This is a genomic window from Methylobacterium indicum (assembly GCF_017347565.1).
Classification (GTDB): Bacteria; Pseudomonadota; Alphaproteobacteria; order Rhizobiales; family Beijerinckiaceae; genus Methylobacterium; species Methylobacterium indicum.
This window is the reverse complement of the sequence record NZ_AP024145.1, coordinates 627,950-645,946: the sequence shown is the minus strand read 5'-3', so window position 1 is coordinate 645,946 and position 17,997 is coordinate 627,950. Positions and strand designations below refer to the sequence as shown.

Sequence of the window (17,997 nt, the reverse complement as noted above, 5' to 3'; positions counted from 1 at the left end):
GAATCCTCGGGTGAGAGACGCCGCAGGGTCGCGGGGAAAGGCCCCAGGATCAAGGGGCCGATCAAGGGGGCAGATCAAGGGGGCCGCACCGGGATCCCGGCGCGGCCCCGCTCGGAAGAATCCTACTTCAGGTGGAACTTGTCGAAGTCGCGGTGCTCGGCCTCGATCCGGCGCACGGTGCCGGTATGCGAACGGTAGACCACCGTCTCGGTGCGGATGGTGTCGCGCCCGAACTTCACGCCCTTGACGAGCGCCCCGTCGGTCACGCCGGTCAGCGCCACCACGACGTCGCCGCGGGCGAGGTCCTCGAGGGAATAGATGCGGTTCGGATCGGCGACGCCCATCTTGGCGGCGCGGTCGCGCTTCTCCTCGGTGTCGAGGATCAGGCGGCCCTGCATCTGGCCGCCGATGCAGCGCAGCGCGCCCGCCGCCAGCACGCCCTCGGGCGCCGCGCCGATGCCGAGATAGATGTCGATGCCGGTCTCCTCCGGCATCGTCGTGAAGATCACGCCGGCGACGTCGCCGTCGGAGATCAGGCGCACGCCCGCGCCCGTCCGGCGGATCGCCGCGATCAGGTCGGTGTGGCGCGGCCGGTCGAGGACGAGGGCGGTGATCTCGGACGGCGGCACGCCCTTGGCCTTGGCCAGCGCGTGGATGTTCTCCTCGGGGGTCGCGTCGAGGTGCACGGTGCCGACCGGGTAGCCCGGGCCGATGGCGATCTTGTGCATGTAGACGTCGGGCGCGGCGAGCAGGGTGCCGCCCTCGGCCATCGCCATCACGGCGACGGAGCCCGGCATGTCCTTGGCGCACAGCGTGGTGCCCTCGAGCGGATCGACCGCGATGTCGACCTTCGGGCCCGAGCCGTTGCCGAGGGTCTCGCCGATGAACAGCATCGGGGCCTCGTCGCGCTCGCCCTCGCCGATGACGACGGTGCCGTCGATCGGCAGGCGGTTCAGCTCGCGGCGCATGGCGTCGACGGCGGCCTGGTCGGCGGCCTTCTCGTTGCCCTGGCCGCGCAGGCGCGCCGCCGCGACGGCGGCCCGCTCGGTGACGCGCACCAGTTCGAGGGTCAGGATGCGCTCGATGACCTGGCTCGGCCCCGGCTTCTTGGCGTCCGACATGCGTTCGTGATCCTCGTTCTGGTCCTTGGGGCCGGGTCTTAGAGGAGAAACCGGCGCCGCTGAACTGAATTCTGTCAGTCGGCCGGCCGATCACCGGTGGAGGGTGCGGGATCGGCGGACGACGGTAACTTGCGAACGACCTTGCAGGCCGGCCTCACTCGCGCTCGATGCGGATGAGCTGGGGCGGCTCGGACAGGAGCCCGTCTGCCGCCATCGCGTCGAGGCTCGCGCGGATCGCGGCTTCCGTCGCCGCGTAGGTGATGAGCACGAGCGGCACCGGCAGGCCCGAGCGGCCGTGGCGGTCGCGGGCCGCGGCGCTCTCGGAGCGGTGCTGGAGGATGCTCTCGAGGGAGATCTCGCGCTCGGCCATCTTCGTCGCGACGCCGGCGGCGACGCCGGGGCGGTCGTGCACGGTAAGGCGGATGTAGTAGCCCCCCTGGTGGCGCTGCATCTCGGCCCGCACCGGGACCGTGAGGCCGGCGACCGGGCGGCCGAAGGCCGGGGGCGTGCGGCCCGCCGCCACGTCGGCGATGTCGGCGACCACCGCCGAGGCGGTGGCCTCGCCGCCGGCGCCGGGGCCGATCAGGGTGAGCTCGCGCAGGGCATCGGTGTCGATGGTGACGGCGTTCGTCACGCCCATCACCTGGGCGATGGCCGAGGATTTCGGCACCATCGTCGGGTGGACCCGCTGCTCGATGCCGGCCTCGGTCGCCTCGGCGACGCCGAGGAGCTTGATCCGGTAGCCGAGCTCGTCGGCCATGCGCAGGTCGAGGGGCGTGATCGCCGAGATGCCCTCGACCGAGACGCCCTCCGCGTCGAGTTCGGTGCCGAAGGCGAGGCTCGTCAGGATCGCGAGCTTGTGGGCGGTGTCGAAGCCCTCGACGTCGAAGGTCGGGTCGGCCTCGGCGTAGCCCAAAGCCTGGGCGTCCTTGAGGCAGGCCTCGAAGGTCAGGCCCTCCAGCTCCATCCGGCTCAGGATGTAGTTGCAGGTGCCGTTGAGGATTCCGTAGACCCGGGAGATCCGGTTGCCGGTCAGCGCCTCGCGCAGGGCCTTGACCACCGGGATGCCACCCGCCGCCGAGGCCTCGAAGGCAAGCGCGACGCCCGAGGCCTCCGCCGCGCGGGCGAGCGCCGGGCCGTGCTTGGCGAGCAGCGCCTTGTTGGCCGTCACCACGTGCTTGCCCGCGGCCAGAGCCGCCTCGACGGTCTCGCGGGCCTTGCCCTCAGCGCCGCCGATCAGCTCGACCACGCAATCCACCTCGCCCGAGCGGGCGAGCGCCACGGGATCGTCGAACCAGGTCACGCCCTGAAGGTCGAGGCCGCGGTCGCGCGAGCGGTCGCGGGCGGCGACCGCGGTCACGACGACCGGCCGGCCGGCGGTGGCGCCGATCGCCTCGGCGCGGCGCGCGACCATGCGGACGACGGAGGCTCCGACGGTGCCGAGACCGGCGATGCCGAGGCGGAGGGCTTGAGTCATGGCAAAGAATCCGGGCAGGCAGGCGCCGGGCCCCACGCATGGTGCCCCTGCGGCGGCGTTCTTCTGCAACGGTTTCGGGACCCGTGCAAGGAAGCCGGGGGTGAGGCCGGCTCCCGTCGCGTCAGGCCGCCCGCGGCACCCCGGCGGCACGCGCCGCCCGCACCAGGGCGTAGAGCACGCAGGCATTCAGCAGATGCCAGAGCCAATGGGTGCCGAACGGCACGACCGGGCAGAGGGCGGCGTCCAGGGTCCGGGCGGCGAGCGAGACGAGAAACAGGAGGCCGATGCCGATCAGGGCGGCCCCCTCCCGCCGGCCGAACCGACGCGAGGCCGTCCCGACACCGAACAGGGCCAACGCCGCCGGCGCGTAGGCGACCGACCCGTTCGTGAGCGGGCCGAGCGGGCGCCCGGCGAGGTTCGACAGGGCGGGCTCGAAGACCGCGGCCGCCACCGCGAAGGCGAGGGTCCCGGCGAGCGCCGCCGGGGCCGGGAGCACGAGGAAGCGCCTGAGCGCCAGGAAGACGTAGGCGTGGATGAAGAGCGCGATCGGGATCACGTCGGCGAGCATCGCCCATTGCACCGCCAGCGTGTGGAAGAGAGCGCTGCCGATCCCGATCACCCCGACCAGCACCGCGAACCCGTCGGCCACCGGGTCCGGCGCCCGGCCGCGCCGCAGGAGCAGGAAGGCCGCGACCAGGAAGGCGGCGTTCGAGATCGCGTTCAGCGGCTCGGCCAGGAGCTCCGGCCCGGTCCGCTCGCAATAGTCGCGCACCGGCTCCCACCATCCCGCCATGTTGCCCGCCATGTCGCCTGCCATGTCGCCCGCCCTCTCGGGTCCCCAGCTCACACCCGGCGCCCGGCTTGCCAGCGCGGCGCGAAACCCCGATGACGGGAGCCCTCGATACGAGTGCGGTTCACGAGCGGCGCGGGACGCGATGCGGATCACCACCTGGAACGTCAACTCGGTCAAGCAGCGCCTGCCGCACCTCCTGGCCTTCCTGGCCGAGGCGCAGCCCGACGTGGTCTGCCTCCAGGAGCTGAAATGCGTCGACGACGCGTTTCCCCGCACGGAGATCGAGGAGGCCGGCTACGTGGTGGCGACCCACGGCCAGAAGGCGTTCAACGGCGTGGCGCTCCTCGCCCGCCGGCCGCTGCCGCTTCAGGAGATCCGCCGCGGCCTGCCGGGCGATCCGAGCGACGAGCAGGCGCGCTACATCGAGGCGGTGATCCCGACGGGCACCGTGCCGGTGCGGGTGGCCTCGATCTACCTGCCGAACGGCAACCCGGTCGGCACGCCGAAATACGAGTACAAGCTCGCCTTCATGCGCCGCCTCCAGGCCCATGCCGTGGCCCTGCGGCAGAAGGAGGAGGTCCTGGTGCTCGCCGGCGACTACAACGTGATCCCCGAGCCCGAGGACGCGGCCGACCCGGCGGCCTGGACGAGCGACGCGCTCTTCCTGCCCCAGACCCGGGCGGCGTTCCGTGCGCTCCTCGCCGAGGGCTTTACCGACGCCCTGCGGGCCTGCGACGGGCGGGCGGGGGTCTACAGCTTCTGGGATTACCAGGCCGGCTGCTGGCCCCGGAACCAGGGCATCCGCATCGACCACCTGCTGCTCGCGCCGCAGGCCCTCGACCGCCTGGTCTCGGCCTCGGTGCAGAAGCACCTGCGCGGGCTGGAGAAGCCGTCCGACCACGTGCCGGTGACGGTGGAGCTGGCGGTGGATCCGGCCTGACGGCCGCTCACTCCGCGGCAGGCCGCAGGTAGCCGTCCTGGAACTCGGCGACGCGCCGGAGGCCGGCGAGGTCGAGGATGTCGACCCGCCGGCCGCCGACCTCGACCAGCCGCATCAGGCGCAGCTGCCGCAGCACCCGGTTGACGTGGACGTTGGACAGGCCCGCCGTGTCGGCGATGTCCTGCTGCGTCAGGGGGAAGTCGTAGCCGGAGCGGGTCGCCCAGCCGACGGTGCCGAGCCGCTCGTGCAGCTCGCACAGCAGGTGCGCCACCCGCTCGATCGCGGAGCGGCAGCCGACATTCATCATCCACTCGCGGGTCGTCTCCTCCTCGGCGAGCTTGGCCAGCCGCAGCGCCCGGGCGATGCCGGCATGCCGGGCCGTGAGATCGGACAGCACCTCGTGCGGCACCCGCGCCACCCGGCAGGGGCCGATCGTGCCGACGCTGTGGTTCATCCGGCCGAGATGGACGAGGTCGGGGTCGCACAGGTCGCCCGGCAGGAGATAGCCGGTGATCTGGCGGGCCCCGCTCGGGCGGTGGCGGTAGCGGCACGCCACGCCCTCCACGATCAGGACGGCGCTCTCGGGTGCGGCGCCCTCGGCCAGGAGATCCTGGCGTCCCTCCACGCGCTGAGCGCCGGTGCCGAGGCCGGCCAGGACGGCCTCCTCGTCCGCACCCAGAGGGCCGAAGGCCGCGAGCTTGCGCACGATGGGATGCAGCAGGTGCGGGGCATGGTGCCCGCAGCCGGCCGGGGCGAGCGCGTGGGCCATCATCGTCGTCATGGACGTTGTCGTGGGCGTCGTCAGGGACGTCGTCATGGGCGAACCTCGCGGGCGAGCTGGTCGAGCACGTGGACGAGGTCCCGGTGCCAGGCCGGCTTGGTCAGTCGGGGCGCGGCGCTGAGCTCGGTGCAGGCGGCGGCGTCGCGGGGTCGGTCGGCATGGACGAGGAACGGCACGCCCCGCGCCCGCAGGGCCCGGGCGAGCCGGCTGCCGTCGCCGTCCCGGAGCGGAAGATCGATCACGGCGAGATCGAGGGGGCGGCTCGCCAGCCAGGCGAGCGCCTGGGCCTGCGTCGCCAGCGGCCCGGCGACCCGGTAGCCGGCCTCCTCCAGCGTCTCGCCGACCGCGAGGCCGACGAGCGGATCCTCCTCGATCAGCAGCACCGTCGGACGATGGTCGTCCCGTCTCACGAGAGGCCCCTCCGTATGGATCCGGGACATGCCCGGCCGGCAGATCGGCCAGCGCGCGAAAGCGCGTCGGTAAAGAGTTATGGGCGCGGCTCATCACCACGCAAGCAATCACTCCGCTTGGTGTTGTATCGAACCAATCGCAGCCCGCGATTCAGGTTCCCGAATTGACGAAGATTACATAATTTTCCAAAGCCAAGAAGTGGTAATGGCCAAGAATATCATTTGTTATACGCTTCGATGACGGCGATTATTTTCTTTGATGCCCACAGTGAAAGCTGATAGTGATCATTCCTGGTTCGTCGTCGGACAGGTCGCCTCGGCTGTCGGGTCAGCGAGGAGAATGTCATGCCGCGACCCCCGCACTCGACCGTCCGCAACCGCCTCCTGAGGGCGATGGCGCCCGAGGACTTCGCGCGGCTGCAGCCGCATCTCGACCCCCTGTCGCTCCAGTTGCGGGAGGTCGTGATCGCCCCGGACGCGCCGGTGGAGGAGCTGTTCTTCCTCGAGAGCGGCATGGTCTCGATCTCGGCCGCGCATAATGAGCGCCGAGTCGAGGTCGGCCTGGTCGGAAGCGAGGGGCTGGTCGGCGCGGTGCCGGTCGCCCTCGACTGTCTCACCACGCCGCAAGTCTACTTCGTCCAGCTCTCGGGCGAGGGCTGGAGCATCGGCCGCGGCGCGCTCTGCGCGGCCCTCGACGAGAGCCCGGCCTTGCGCCGGCTGCTCCTGCGCTACGTCCACACCCTGATCGTCCAGATCACCCAGACCGCCTACGCCCACGCCTCCCTGAGCCTGGAGAGCCGCCTCGCGCGCTGGCTGCTGATGTGCCACGACCGGACGGAGGGCGACGAGCTCGTGCTCACGCACGAGTTCCTGTCGATGATGCTGGGGGTGCAGCGGGCGGGGGTGACGCTGGCGATCCAGAACCTGGAGGGAGCCGGCCGGATCCGGGCCAAGCGGCGGCGGATCGAGGTGCTCGACCGCGCCAAGCTCCTGGCGCTGACGAACGGCAGCTACGGCACGCCCGAGGGCGAGTATGCCCGCCTCATCGAGGGCGCCTGATGCCGCGCTACTTCTTCCATCTCCGGCACGGACCCGGCCCCGACGGCCTGGCGCGCGATCCCGAGGGGGACGCCCTGCCGGACACCGACGCGGCCCGCGCCCACGCCCTCGCCGTCGCCCGCGACCTGATCGCCCGGACGCAGCTGCACGCGATCCGGGACTGGTTCGCCTGCGCGTTCGAGGTCACGGACGAGAACGGTGCTCCGGTGATGACGGTGCCGTTCTCCGACACGGTCACGGAGGACGGGGCGTAGGCTCGGCGGCGAGGCGGTGGGCGATCCAGGTCTGGGCCGCGTCGAGGTCGGCGAAGGCCGCCGGCTGGTGCGACGCCAGGGCGCCGAATCCCGCCTCGAGGAACCAGGAGCCGGCTTCGTCTCCGTAGGAGTCGGAGAGGCAGACCAGCACGGCCGCGAGCGCGCCGTCCGCGAAGACGAGCAGGCCCTGCTCGTCCTCGCTGCCGGTCCTGACGCGCACGGGCTGGAGCGTGAGATCCATGGCGGGGCAACGAGACGCCGCTGCGTTGGTTCGGGTCGGTCCCGCAAAGTCTTCCCCGTCCCGCGATGTCTCGCGGCGGAGGGCCGGAATGCGGGACGCCACGATCGCGCGCTCGGTCCCGCGCGACCGGCGCTGGACCGGACGTGCCTCGATGCAGGGGGATCTGGACGCAGGGGATCCGGGCGCGAGGGAGATTTTGCAGGGTCGATCGTCCGGGCCGCCTAAATCGCCGGACATTGATCCAAGTTGAGGACGGGGGCGGCCAGCCGGCCCATTCTCGTCCTCGCCACGCCGGCCTTGTCCCGTCAGACCGACGGCACTCGGCTGGTGTCGCGACCCGCGGGCCGGGACACCTCTCCTCGGCGTTCAGCGCATCGCCCGGCCCGCCCTTTTTCTTCGACGCGCCCGCGCCGCACTCACGCGGCCCGCTCCTCCTCTTCCGGCACCACGTCCACGGCGACCCGCAGGCTCTGCGCACCCGATCCGGCGATGATGCCGGCGACCGGCGCGACGTCGGCATAGTCGCGGCCGCGGGCGACGACGATGTGATCGTCCTGCACGCCGATCCCGTTGGTCGGATCGAGGCCGACCCAGCCCTCCCCGCACCAGACCGCCACCCAGGCGTGGCTCGCATCCGCTCCTTCGAGCCGCGGCTGTCCCGGGGGCGGCAGGGTGCGCAGGTAGCCGCTGACATAGGCCGCCGGGAGGCCGAGGCCGCGGAGCGCCGCGATCATGATGTGGGAGAAATCCTGGCACACGCCGCGCCGGCCGGCGAAGGCCTGGGCGAGCGGCGTGCCGACCTCGGTCGCCTCGGCGTCGAAGGTGAAATCCTCCCGGATGCGGCGCATCAGGTCGAAGGCGCCCGCATAGGCGCCGCCGCCCGCGGGGAAGCTCGCCCGGGCGTAATCGGTGACCTCGGGCAGGAGCGGGACCCGCCGGCTCGGCGCCGCGAAATGCGCCGGCGCGTCGGGCCCGAGGCCCGGCCGGGTCAGCACCCGCTCGCGCACCTCCTCCCAGGCCGGGCCGGAATCGCGGTCCGGCAGCGGCGGCCGCTCGACCCGGACGCGGGACTGCGCGTCGATCCGGAAATCCCGGTGCGGCGTCTCGACGGTGACCGACACCGTGCGGTTGCCGAAGAAGTCGCCGCGCTCGGTCGCGGCGCGGGGCGCGGGCTCGACCACGACCTCGTGCGAGAGCGGCACCTGCCCGTCCCCCGCCGCCGGCGCGAGGCGCAGGGTGCAGCGGGCATAGCCGACCGGGTTGCGGTAGGCGTAGGCCGTCAGGTGGCGCAGGCGGTAGAGCATCGAGGGCGGTCGTCCAGAAACCGGGCGAGCAGGAGCCGGCGAGGAGGGCGCCGGGCGCGTCCGGCCGGCGCTCACGCCAGGGTGACGAGGGTTTCGGGCCGCGCGGCGTCGGACCCGCCGGGGAAATAGCGCGCACCGACCGCCTCGGCGATCTCCCACAGGCGATTCTCCCAGACCGCCACGGTGTCGAGCGGCAGGGTCCCGGCCTCGGCGCCGGCGATCTCTCCCGCCAGGCTCGCGACGAGGCGCACCGGCGCCTCCGCCACCCCGTCCTGGCGCAGCGACGGCAGGCCGGCCAGGCGCTCGGCCAGGCGCTCGACCTGGAAGGCGAGGGAGCGCGGGTTGTAGGGATCGAGCAGCACCATGTCGCGTACCGGCGCCAGCGCGACCCCGAGGATGTAGCGCGCGCCGTAGGAGATGCGGGAATCGGCGAGTTCGAGCAGCACCCCGAGATCGTCGGTGCTGGCGCCGGCCGCGCCGAATTCGAGGGCGAAGCGGCAGGCATGGACCGCGCGCTCGACCCGCCGCCCCATGTCGACGAAGACGAAGCCGCCGGCCCGGTTCATGTTCTCCTGGGCGAGGCCGGCGAGCGCGGCGGTGAGCGAGAGCGCGCGCTCGGCCCGGTCGAGAAGCGCGGCCTCCGAATCGGTCCCCTCGGCCGGGGCCTCCAGGACCTCGCGCAGGGCCGAGAGCGCCCGCCAGGTCTCGCCCGACAGGCGCTCGCGCAGGGCGGCGGCGTTGCGCCGGGCCGACAGGGCGTGGGCGAGCGCCGACCCCCATTGGCTCCCGTCCGAGAGGGCGTGGTGGGCGAGCTGCGCCGCCGGTCCCCCGGTCGCCGGCACGGCGCCCCAGGCCTGCAGCAGGGCGCGCAGGCGGGCCGAGGTGGCGCGGTCCTCGGTCGCCATCGAGACGCTGCCGGCCCCGTCGAGGAGGCAGGCGGTGAGGCGGATCACCGCCTCGGCCCGCTCCAGGTGGCGGCCGAGCCAGAACAGGTTGTCGGCAGCCCGGCTCGGCAGCAGGCCGGGCACCCGGCGCACCGCGATCCGGTCGCTCGGCGGCAGGAGGCTCGCCTGCGCGGCGGTGGAATCGTCGGAGAGCACCCAGACGTCGGCGGCGCGCACGCCGGCCCCCATCGCCACCGGGCGCACGTCCGGCGTCTCGGAGATGCGGCAGAAGCCGCCGGGCATCACCCGCCAGCCCTCGGGCGTCGCAGCGGCGAAGACCCGGAGCACGAAGGGGCGCGGCACCAGCCGGGTGCCGTCCCAGACCGGAGCGGTGGAGAGGCGCACCGGCTCGTGGGCGACGAGGTCGCCGGGGCGGTCGCGCAGCACCCCGCGCAGGCGCTCGGTCTCGGCCGCGTCGCGACCCTCGCCGAAGGCGCGGCTGGTGAAGGCCCCCTGCGCGGGCGCCGCGGCCGGGCGGAAGGCCAGGGTGTCGAAGCGGTCGAGCACCGCATCGCGCTGGTCGGGGTCGCCGCACCACCAGGTCGGCAGCCCGGGCAGGCGCAGGGGCTCCCCGAGCAGCCGCTCGCAGAGTGCCGGCAGCGAGGCGGCGAGCCAGGCGCTCTCGACGAGGCCGGTGCCCGGCATGTTGCCCATCGTCACCGCGCCGGCCCGGAGGGCCTCGACGAGGCCCGGGGCCCCGAGGCGCGAGGCGGGGTTGAGCTCCAGGGGATCGACGAAGTCGCCGTCGATGCGCCGCCAGAGCACGTCGACCCGCTTGAGGCCGGCGACCGTGCGGATGAAGACCTGGCCATCGCGGACCAGGAGGTCGTCGCCCTCGACGAGGGCGAAGCCGAGATAGCGGGCGAGCACCGCCTGCTCGACATAGGTGTCGCTGTAGGGCCCCGAGGTCATCAGCCCGATGCGCGGCTCCTCGCGGGAGGCCGTGGCGGCCAGGCCGTCGCGGAACGCCTGGAAGAACGAGGCGACGCGCTCGACGTCGAGCGCCCCGTACACCTCCGGCAGGGCCCGGGCCATGACGAGCCGGTTCTCGAGGGCGTGGCCGGCGCCGGACGGGGCCTGGGTCCGGTCGGACAGCACCCGCCAGGCGCCGTCCGGCCCGCGGGCGAGATCGGCGGCGTAGAAGTGCATGTGGCGGCCGCCCGGAGGGGCCACCCCGACGAGGGGGCGCAGGAATTCCGGATCGCCCGCGACGGCCGCCGCCGGCAGGAGGCCGGCCCGGGCAAGCGTTCCCTCGCCGTAGAGGTCGGCGAGCACCGCCTCGAGCAGCTCGGCGCGCTGCGCCACCCCGGCGGCGATCGCCTGCCACTCCGCCCCCTCGATGAGGAGCGGCAGGGCGCCGATCGGCCAGTCGCGCTCGGTCGCCTCGCCGTAGGCCCGGTAGGCGATGCCGGTGTCGTGGATGTGCCGCCCGGCCGCCGCCAGCCGGGCGGCGATCTCGTGATCCGGCAGTTCGGCCAGCCGGCCGAGGAACAGGGCCCAGGCCGGACGCAGCGCACCGTCCGCGGCCACCAGCTCGTCGGGCAGGCCCGGCAGGGCGGCGTACCCGGCGGTCCAGCGCGCCAGGCGCTCCTCCGGTCCGTCCTCCCGGGCGGTCTCGACCCGGCTCGGGGCCTCCCGGCCGCCCGGGTCCCCGGCCGGCGCGCCCCGGGGCCCGGGATCCGTGGCGACGAGGCCCTCGCGGGCCGGATCTTCGCCGGCGAGGTCCTCGTCGGCGAGACCGTGAGCCGGCCCTCCCCCGCTCATCGCGACGCGGGCGTGCGCAGGTCGAGGGTGAACGGGAATTCGCGCCGGGGCTCCTCCGGCGGCGGGCTGACCCGGCCCGGGGTGTGGCCGTTCTCCTGGAAGCGGGCGAGGCGGCGCCCCTCGGCCTCGTAGGTGTTGATCGGGAAGGTCTCGTAGTTGCGCCCGCCCGGATGGGCGACGTGGTAGACGCAGCCGCCGAGCGAGCGCCCGCTCCAGGTATCGAGCACGTCGAAGGTGAGCGGCGCGTGGACCGGCAGGGTCGGGTGCAGGGCCGAGGCCGGCTGCCAGGCCTTGAAGCGCAGGCCCGCCACCGCCTCGCCGGAGCGGCCGGTATCGGTCATCGGCAGGCGCCGTCCGTTGCAGGTGACGACGTGCCGGCTCGGCACGAATCCCGAGACCTTGACCTGCAGCCGCTCGACCGACGAATCGACGTAGCGCACGGTGCCGCCGATCGCGCCCTCCTCGCCCAGCACGTGCCAGGGCTCCAGCGCCTGGCGCAGCTCGAGCTTGACCCCGCCGCGCTCGACCTCGCCGTAGCGCGGGAAGCGGAACTCTCCTTGAGCCTCGTACCAGGCCGGGTCGAAGGCGTAGCCCGCGCGGCCGAGATCGGCGAGGACCGAGGAAAAATCCTCCCAGAGGAAATGGGGCAGCATGAAGCGGTCGTGCAAAGCCGTGCCCCAGCGCACGAACCCGCCCTCCTGCGGCTCGCGCCACAGCCAGGCGACGAGGGCGCGCAGCAGCACCTGCTGGGCGAGGCTCATCCGCGCCTCGGGCGGCATCTCGAACGAGCGGAACTCCAGGAGGCCGAGGCGCCCGGTCGGGCCGTCCGGGGAGTAGAGCTTGTCGATGCAGATCTCGGACCGGTGGGTGTTGCCGGTCACGTCGGTGAGGATGTTGCGAAAGAGCCGGTCGACGAGCCAGAGCGGCACCTCGGGCCCGCCCGGGGGCGGCACCTGGGCGAGCGCGATCTCGAGCTCGTAGAGACCGTCGTGGCGCGCCTCGTCCATCCGCGGCGCCTGGCTGGTCGGGCCGACATAGAGGCCGGAGAACAGGTAGGACAGGGACGGGTGGCGCTGCCAGTAGAGCACCAGACTCTTCAGGAGGTCGGGCCGGCGCAGGAACGGCGAATCCGCCGGGGTCGAGCCGCCGAGCACGACGTGGTTGCCGCCCCCCGTCCCGGTATGGCGCCCGTCGGTCATGAACTTCTGCGCGCCGAGCCGGGTCTGGCGGGCGTCCTGGTAGAGGCCGGTGGTGATCTCCACCGCCTCGCGCCAGGTCGCGGCCGGCTGCACGTTGACCTCGATCACGCCGGGATCGGGCGTGACCTTGACCACCGACAGGCGCGGATCGAAGGGCGGCTCGTAGCCCTCGATGTGGAGCGGCTGACCGATCTCGGCCGCCGCCGCCTCCAGGATCGCGAGCAGGCTCAAATACTCGTCCACCCGCTCGATCGGCGGCATGAACACGCACAGGATCCCGTCCCGCGGCTCGACGGCGAGCGCGGTGCGCACCGCGACGCCGACCGGGGCGGGCTTGGGCGGCGGCGCGGCGGGGCCGGGCACCAAGGGCCCGCGCTGCTCCAGGGGATCCTGGGGCACGTAATAGGGATAGGCGCCCGGCGGCACGTAGGGCAGCGAGGCGAGCGGCAACCGGAAGCCCGCCGGGGAATCGCCCGGCACCAGGTAGAGGGCGCCGCGCTTGAGCTGCCAGACCTCCGAGACCCAGTGCCGCTCGGGCCCGACCGCGATGTTGGCGAGCGGCAGCACGTAGCCGACGGCGTTCTCGACCCCGCGGGTGAAGACCCGGGCCATCCTGGCCTGGGATTCCGCGTCGCCGACCTTGGAATCGAGGGGCGTGACGTTGACCGGCAGCTCGGCCGCCTTGCGCTCCCAGTGCTCGGGATCCTCGAACAGCGGCTGGACGTAGGCGTCGAGCCTGAGACGGCGGGCGAGGCTCCGAATCAGGGCCTCGGCCTCCGCGATGCCGGCGGTCCGCGGGCCGGTCTCGGAGGCGATCAGGGCGGGGTCGCGCCAGATCGGCGTGCCGTCCTTGCGCCAGTAGAGCGCGAAGGCCCAGCGCGGCAGGCTCTCGCCCGGATACCACTTGCCCTGGCCGTAATGCAGGAAGCCGCCGGGGCCGAACCGGTCGCGCAGGCGCCGGATCAGCTGGTCGGCGAGCCCGCGCTTCGTCGGCCCGACGGCGGCGGCGTTCCATTCCGGCGACTCGAAATCGTCGACCGACACGAAGGTCGGCTCGCCGCCCATGGTCAGGCGCACGTCCTGCGCGGCGAGGTCGCGGTCGATCCGCTCGCCGAGCGCGTCGAGGGCGGCCCAGGCCTCGTCGGAGAAGGGCTTCGTCACCCGCGGCGCCTCGGCGACCCGGGTCACCGTCATGGCGAAGTCGAACTCGACCTCGGCCGGCTCGGCGAGGCCGGCGATGGGCGCCGCCGAGCGGTAATGCGGGGTCGCCGCCAGAGGGACGTGGCCCTCGCCGCAGAGGAGACCCGAGGTGGCGTCGAGCCCGATCCAGCCGGCGCCCGGGACGTAGGCCTCGGCCCAGGCGTGGAGGTCGGTGAAGTCGGTCGAGGTGCCGGCCGGTCCGTCGACCGCCGTGGTGTCGGGCACGAGCTGGAGCAGGTAGCCGGAGACGAAGCGGGCAGCCATCCCGAGGCGGCGCAGGAGCTGCACCATCAGCCAGGCCGAGTCGCGGCACGAGCCGCTGCCCTTCCCGAGCGTCTCGGCCGGGGTCTGCACCCCGGGCTCCATCCGCACGACGTAGGACACCGTGTCCCGCACCAGCGCGTTCAGCGCCACCAGGAACTGCACGGTGTTGGGCTCGGCCGGCAGCCGCGCCATCAGGGCGTCGATCTCGGGGCCCCCCTCCTCGACCGCGAGGTAGGGGCCGAGCTCGGCCTTCAGTTCGTCCGGATAGGCGAAGGGCCGGGTCTGGGCGTAGTCCTCGACGAAGAAGTCGAACGGGTTGATCACCGACATGTCGGCGACGAGGTCGACCTCGACGCGGAACTGCGTCGTCTTCTCGGGGAAGACCAGCCGGGCGAGCCAGTTGCCGTTGGGATCCTGCTGCCAGTTCACGAAGTGGTTGGCCGGCGTGACCTTGAGGGCGTAGCTCTCGATCCGGGTCCGCGTATGCGGCGCCGGGCGCAGGCGGACCACCTGCGGACCGAGGGCGATCGGCCGGTCGTAGGTGTAGGACGTGACGTGATGCAGGGCGGCCTTGATCGACACGACGACTCCGAACCTTGATGCTGGAAGAAGGGGCGCCCGCCGGCCTGTCCGCGCGTTCGGGGGTGTTTTACACCGTGGCCGGGCCCGCGTCAGCCGCCGCGTCGCGGGCGTCAACCGGTGTCGCGTCTCTCTACGTCATCGCGGGGCCTCGTCCGGGCGGCTGGGCGAAATTGAGGCAAGTCCCGTGCCGCCGGCGGCGGAACTTCCGGCCGGTATCCGTCCTTGGTGAGCCATGGCCCCGCCCGGCATCCGGCCGGGGCCCGCCGGACGCCGCGATGAAGATCTTCCAGTGCCAGGCCTGCGCCCAGCCGGCCCATTTCGAGGCCGATGCCTGCGAGAGCTGCGAGTGCCGCCTCGGCTACGACCCGGACCTCGCCGACCTGACCGCCATGGTCCCGGCCGGCTCGCGCTGGCGCGGGCTGGCCGATGCGCGCCGCCGCTACCGCCCTTGCGCCAACCGCGAATCGGGAGGCTGCAACTGGCTCGTTCCCGCGGGCTCGGCGGACACCTTCTGCGTCGCCTGCCGGCACAACCGGGTGGTGCCCGACCTCTCGATCCCCTGGAACCAGACCCGCTGGCGCGAGGTCGAGGCGGCCAAGCGCCGGCTGTTCTACGCCATGCTGCGGCTGCGCCTGCCGCTCGCCTCCCGCCGCGAAGACCCGGCGGGCCTCGCCTTCGACTTCCTGGTCGACCCCGCGGAATCCTACCTGATCGGCCCGCCGGTGCTCACCGGGCACGACAACGGCCTCATCACCCTCAACATCGCGGAGGCCGACGACGTCGAGCGCGAGCGCCGGCGCACGCAGTTCGGCGAGCATTACCGCACATTGCTCGGGCACTTCCGCCACGAGATCGGGCACTATTTCTGGAACGTGCTGGTGCGGGCCGATCCCTGCCTCGACGCGTTCCGGGCGGTGTTCGGCGACGAGCGGACCGATTACGGCGCGGCGCTCCAGCGCCACTACGCCCACGGCCCGGCGGAGGGCTGGCAGGAGACCTTCGTCTCGGCCTACGCCACCTCCCACCCCTGGGAGGACTTCGCCGAGACCTGGGCGCATTACATGCACATCGTCGATACGCTGGAAACCGCCAGCCAGTTCGGCGTCAGGGTGCAGCCCAAGCTCCAGGCCGGGCCGGCGCTGCACGCGCCGATCACGCTCGCCGCCAAGGTCGATTTCGACCCCTATCGCAGCCCGGATTTCGGCCGCCTCATCGAGTCCTGGCTGCCGCTCACCTTCGCGATGAACTCGCTCAACCGCAGCATGGGCCAGCCCGACCTCTATCCGTTCCGGATGACCCCGGCGACCATCGGCAAGCTCTCCTTCGTCCACGACCGCATCTACGCCCGCACCGACGCCCCGGAAGCCGAGGCCGGCACGCTGCGGGCGGTGATCGCCGGCCTGCGCCACCCGGTGGCGGCGCCGCGCTCGGCCTGAGCGGAACTGCCGCGTGCAACGCGGCTCGACCTTTGGACCGTGCACCGTCGCGTCGCCGGAGCGGTCGCCGCTTGGGTGACGAGACGCCCCGCGGGCAAGGTCGACAACCACGTCCCGTTCGACGGCCACCTCTCGGCCGAAGAGGGGACCGGCTTGACCCAGAAGCCCTGGCTCGGTCATGTCCCGCTCGGACGCGGAGATCGCCTCGATGCGGCGATTCAAGGCGTTGCCGGACCGGGCCGGATTGCTCGAATCCGGCAAGGTCGTCCGAGGGGAGAACCATCCGTGATCGTCTGCTTCGGCTCCCTCAACGCCGACCTCATCTTCCGCCTGCCCGAGGTTCCGCGCTCGGGCCAGACCCTGCTCGCCGACGACCTCGCCGTGCAGGCGGGCGGCAAGGGGGCGAACCAGGCGGTGGCGGCGGCCCGCGACGGAGCCGCGGTCGCGATGGTCGGCGCGGTCGGGAGCGACGCGCTGGCCGAGGTGGCCGTGTCGGGCCTGCGCGAGGCCGGGGCCGATACCGGCCGGGTCCGGGCGGTCGCGGCGGCGACGGGCTGCGCCTCGATCTGGATCGACGCGCAGGGCCGCAACCGGATCGTGGTGGCGCTCGGCGCCAACGGGCACACGCGGGCGGACCAGGTCGCGGATGCCGACCTCGCCCGGGCGACGTCGCTGCTCTTGCAGATGGAGGTCGACCCGGCCGAGACCACGGCGTTGCTGCGCCGCGCCCGGGCGCTCGGCCTGCGCAGCATCCTCAACCTCGCCCCGGCCCTGCCGCTCGATCTCGACACGATGCGCCTCGCCGGCCTCCTCGTCGTCAACGAGGACGAGGCGGAGGCGACCGCCGCGCGCCTCGGCTGCGCGCCGGAGGCCGCGGCCCTCCAGGCCGCCCTCGGCATCGACGTGGTGCGCACCCTCGGCGAGGCCGGCTCGGAGGCGGCGACGGAGAGCGGCGCCTGGCACGTTCCGGCCCGCGCGGTCGAGCCGGTCGACACCACGGCGGCGGGGGATTGCTTCGTCGGCGTGCTCGCCGCGGCCCTCGACCGCGGCGCGCCGCTCCGCGCCGCGATGGAACGGGCGAGCGTCGCGGCCGCCCTCGCCTGCGGGCGGCGGGGCAGCCAGGCGAGCCTGCCCTGGCGGGAGGAGACCGACCGGGCGCTCGGGGCCTGATCAGGCCGGGCAGCACGCGGGGTCGGCCCGGACCGGAAAGGCGGTCTCGCGCGCCTTGATCAGCGCCACCACCGTGTCGTTGACCGGGGTCGGCACGCCGCAGCGGCGTCCGAGCCGGGGGATCGATCCGTTGATGGCCTCGACCTCGCCGCGGCGCCCGGCCCGGTGGTCGAGCAGCATCGAGGGCCGGGCTGCCGGGATCTTGCCGCCGAGGCGGCGGATATGCGCGACCGGGTCGCCGACCTGCAGCGTCACGCCCATCGCGGCCGCCACGGCGATCGCCTCCTCGGCGCAGGCCCTCGCGACCTCCCAGGCATCCGGATCGGCCATCACCTCGCCGATGGTGAGGCCCGTCAGCGTCGTGGTGCCCGAGAAGGTGACGTTCATGATCAGCTTCTCCCACACCATCCGGCCGATGTCGTCGAACAGGCTGACCTTGAACCCGGCCGAGTCCCAGATCGCCGCGGAGGCCTCCAGGCGCTCCCGCGAGAGTCCCGCAAGGGCGCCGAAGCGGATCATCTCGAGGCCGTTATGGTGCGCGTGGCCGGGCCCGCGCATCGAGGCGCCGAAGCCCCCGACCACGCCGACGGCGATCCGGTCGGGGTCGATGACGGCGGCGGCGACCTCCGGCGAGCCGAGCCCGTTCTGGATCGTCTGCACCACGGTCCCGGGGCCGATCAGGGGCGCTGCGCTCGCGGCGGCCGCCGCGACGTCGAAGGCCTTGGTGGCGACGATGACGAGGTCGCACGGGCCGATCCCCTCGGTCGTCGTGCCGGCGCCGGCCAGCCTCACGGTGCGGTCGCCGCTCGCGCCCTCGACCCGGAGGCCGTGCTCGCGCATCGCCGCCGCGTGGTCGGCCCAGAGCGTGACGGCATGGACCTCGTGGCCCGCGGAGGCCATCAGCGCCGCATAGACCGAGCCCATGGCGCCGCACCCGACGATCGCGACCTTCGCCATCCCGTCCCCTCCCCCGATGTCTCGTCCTTCGGGGCGTCGTCCGGTCCGGCGCGCCCGTCGCATTGGAGCACGATCGACGGGTACGGCCAAACCCACGGGTT

15 protein-coding genes are annotated in these 17,997 nt (G+C 73.3%); 5 read left to right on the top strand and 10 right to left on the bottom strand.

Annotation, left to right across the window (positions count from 1 at the left end; all coding sequences use genetic code 11):
* Positions 1-122: 122 nt before the first annotated feature.
* The 3 genes from glpX to miv_RS02955 form a co-directional block, all read right to left on the bottom strand.
* Entirely contained in the window at positions 123-1,121 is a 999-nt protein-coding gene (glpX, locus tag miv_RS02965) for a class II fructose-bisphosphatase (protein ID WP_048427337.1), read from the bottom strand.
* A gap of 154 nt (positions 1,122-1,275) precedes the next feature.
* The gene (locus miv_RS02960) at positions 1,276-2,598 is read right to left on the bottom strand and encodes a homoserine dehydrogenase (RefSeq protein ID WP_048427338.1); all 1,323 of its coding nucleotides are present in this window, start codon (positions 2,596-2,598) and stop codon (positions 1,276-1,278) included.
* A 121-nt stretch (positions 2,599-2,719) separates the two neighbouring features.
* A complete protein-coding gene (locus miv_RS02955; protein ID WP_244496469.1) occupies positions 2,720-3,415 on the bottom strand; it encodes a ceramidase in 696 nt (231 codons plus the stop codon).
* A gap of 118 nt (positions 3,416-3,533) precedes the next feature.
* On the opposite strand from miv_RS02955, the gene xth reads away from it, so the two are divergent.
* A complete protein-coding gene (gene xth / locus miv_RS02950; RefSeq protein WP_048427339.1) occupies positions 3,534-4,331 on the top strand; it encodes an exodeoxyribonuclease III in 798 nt (265 codons plus the stop codon).
* A gap of 7 nt (positions 4,332-4,338) precedes the next feature.
* Here xth and miv_RS02945 read toward each other — a convergent pair whose 3' ends face one another.
* Entirely contained in the window at positions 4,339-5,112 is a 774-nt protein-coding gene (locus tag miv_RS02945; RefSeq protein WP_082711247.1) for a Crp/Fnr family transcriptional regulator, read from the bottom strand.
* Positions 5,113-5,144: 32 nt separating this feature from the next.
* Positions 5,145-5,522 (bottom strand): response regulator, encoded by a 378-nt coding sequence (locus tag miv_RS02940; protein ID WP_158004031.1) that lies wholly within the window; start codon positions 5,520-5,522, stop codon positions 5,145-5,147.
* 345 nt (positions 5,523-5,867) lie between these two features.
* Here miv_RS02940 and miv_RS02935 point away from each other — a divergent pair, with 345 nt between their 5' ends.
* Together miv_RS02935 and miv_RS02930 are read left to right on the top strand one after the other, a co-directional pair.
* Positions 5,868-6,581, top strand: coding sequence for a Crp/Fnr family transcriptional regulator (locus miv_RS02935; protein WP_207181350.1), 714 nt, complete (start codon positions 5,868-5,870; stop codon positions 6,579-6,581).
* Positions 6,581-6,835, top strand: coding sequence for a DUF6894 family protein (locus miv_RS02930; RefSeq protein WP_048427342.1), 255 nt, complete (start codon positions 6,581-6,583; stop codon positions 6,833-6,835). The genes miv_RS02935 and miv_RS02930 overlap by 1 nt, the downstream gene beginning before the upstream one ends.
* Here the strand turns inward: miv_RS02930 and miv_RS02925 are convergent.
* From miv_RS02925 to miv_RS02910, 4 genes are all read right to left on the bottom strand, one after another.
* A complete protein-coding gene (locus miv_RS02925; RefSeq protein ID WP_048427343.1) occupies positions 6,816-7,076 on the bottom strand; it encodes a hypothetical protein in 261 nt (86 codons plus the stop codon). The two genes, miv_RS02930 and miv_RS02925, sit on opposite strands and share 20 nt — an antisense overlap.
* Positions 7,077-7,492: 416 nt before the next feature.
* A complete protein-coding gene (locus miv_RS02920; RefSeq protein ID WP_048427344.1) occupies positions 7,493-8,380 on the bottom strand; it encodes a transglutaminase family protein in 888 nt (295 codons plus the stop codon).
* Between the two features lie 71 nt (positions 8,381-8,451).
* Positions 8,452-11,088 carry a circularly permuted type 2 ATP-grasp protein gene (locus miv_RS02915; RefSeq protein ID WP_082171677.1) on the bottom strand — a complete coding sequence of 879 codons (2,637 nt, stop codon included), beginning with the start codon at positions 11,086-11,088 and terminating at the stop codon, positions 8,452-8,454.
* Positions 11,085-14,333 (bottom strand): transglutaminase family protein, encoded by a 3,249-nt coding sequence (locus miv_RS02910; RefSeq protein ID WP_058617519.1) that lies wholly within the window; start codon positions 14,331-14,333, stop codon positions 11,085-11,087. Before miv_RS02910 ends, miv_RS02915 begins: the two co-directional genes overlap by 4 nt.
* Positions 14,334-14,608: 275 nt before the next feature.
* Between miv_RS02910 and miv_RS02905 the strand changes: the two genes are divergently transcribed.
* Together miv_RS02905 and miv_RS02900 are read left to right on the top strand one after the other, a co-directional pair.
* The gene (locus tag miv_RS02905) at positions 14,609-15,769 is read left to right on the top strand and encodes a zinc-binding metallopeptidase family protein (protein WP_048427346.1); all 1,161 of its coding nucleotides are present in this window, start codon (positions 14,609-14,611) and stop codon (positions 15,767-15,769) included.
* Between the two features lie 285 nt (positions 15,770-16,054).
* Positions 16,055-16,939, top strand: coding sequence for a ribokinase (locus tag miv_RS02900; RefSeq protein ID WP_048427347.1), 885 nt, complete (start codon positions 16,055-16,057; stop codon positions 16,937-16,939).
* On the opposite strand, the gene miv_RS02895 is transcribed toward miv_RS02900, so the two are convergent.
* Positions 16,940-17,896 (bottom strand): ketopantoate reductase family protein, encoded by a 957-nt coding sequence (locus tag miv_RS02895; protein WP_082171676.1) that lies wholly within the window; start codon positions 17,894-17,896, stop codon positions 16,940-16,942. It abuts the gene before it with no gap.
* Between the last annotated feature and the right edge of the window lie 101 nt (positions 17,897-17,997).

What these genes read in the sequence shown, in the direction of transcription:
- miv_RS02960 (WP_048427338.1), bottom strand. Translation starts at nt 2,598, where the DNA reads ATGACTCAAGCCCTCCGCCTCGGCATCGCCGGTCTCGGCACCGTCGGA.
- miv_RS02935 (WP_207181350.1), top strand. Translation starts at nt 5,868, where the DNA reads ATGCCGCGACCCCCGCACTCGACCGTCCGCAACCGCCTCCTGAGGGCG.
- miv_RS02955 (WP_244496469.1), bottom strand. Translation starts at nt 3,415, where the DNA reads ATGGCAGGCGACATGGCGGGCAACATGGCGGGATGGTGGGAGCCGGTG.
- miv_RS02930 (WP_048427342.1), top strand. Translation starts at nt 6,581, where the DNA reads ATGCCGCGCTACTTCTTCCATCTCCGGCACGGACCCGGCCCCGACGGC.
- miv_RS02915 (WP_082171677.1), bottom strand. Translation starts at nt 11,088, where the DNA reads ATGAGCGGGGGAGGGCCGGCTCACGGTCTCGCCGACGAGGACCTCGCC.
- glpX (WP_048427337.1), bottom strand. Translation starts at nt 1,121, where the DNA reads ATGTCGGACGCCAAGAAGCCGGGGCCGAGCCAGGTCATCGAGCGCATC.
- miv_RS02895 (WP_082171676.1), bottom strand. Translation starts at nt 17,896, where the DNA reads ATGGCGAAGGTCGCGATCGTCGGGTGCGGCGCCATGGGCTCGGTCTAT.
- miv_RS02925 (WP_048427343.1), bottom strand. Translation starts at nt 7,076, where the DNA reads ATGGATCTCACGCTCCAGCCCGTGCGCGTCAGGACCGGCAGCGAGGAC.
- miv_RS02920 (WP_048427344.1), bottom strand. Translation starts at nt 8,380, where the DNA reads ATGCTCTACCGCCTGCGCCACCTGACGGCCTACGCCTACCGCAACCCG.
- xth (WP_048427339.1), top strand. Translation starts at nt 3,534, where the DNA reads ATGCGGATCACCACCTGGAACGTCAACTCGGTCAAGCAGCGCCTGCCG.
- miv_RS02945 (WP_082711247.1), bottom strand. Translation starts at nt 5,112, where the DNA reads ATGACGACGATGATGGCCCACGCGCTCGCCCCGGCCGGCTGCGGGCAC.
- miv_RS02905 (WP_048427346.1), top strand. Translation starts at nt 14,609, where the DNA reads ATGAAGATCTTCCAGTGCCAGGCCTGCGCCCAGCCGGCCCATTTCGAG.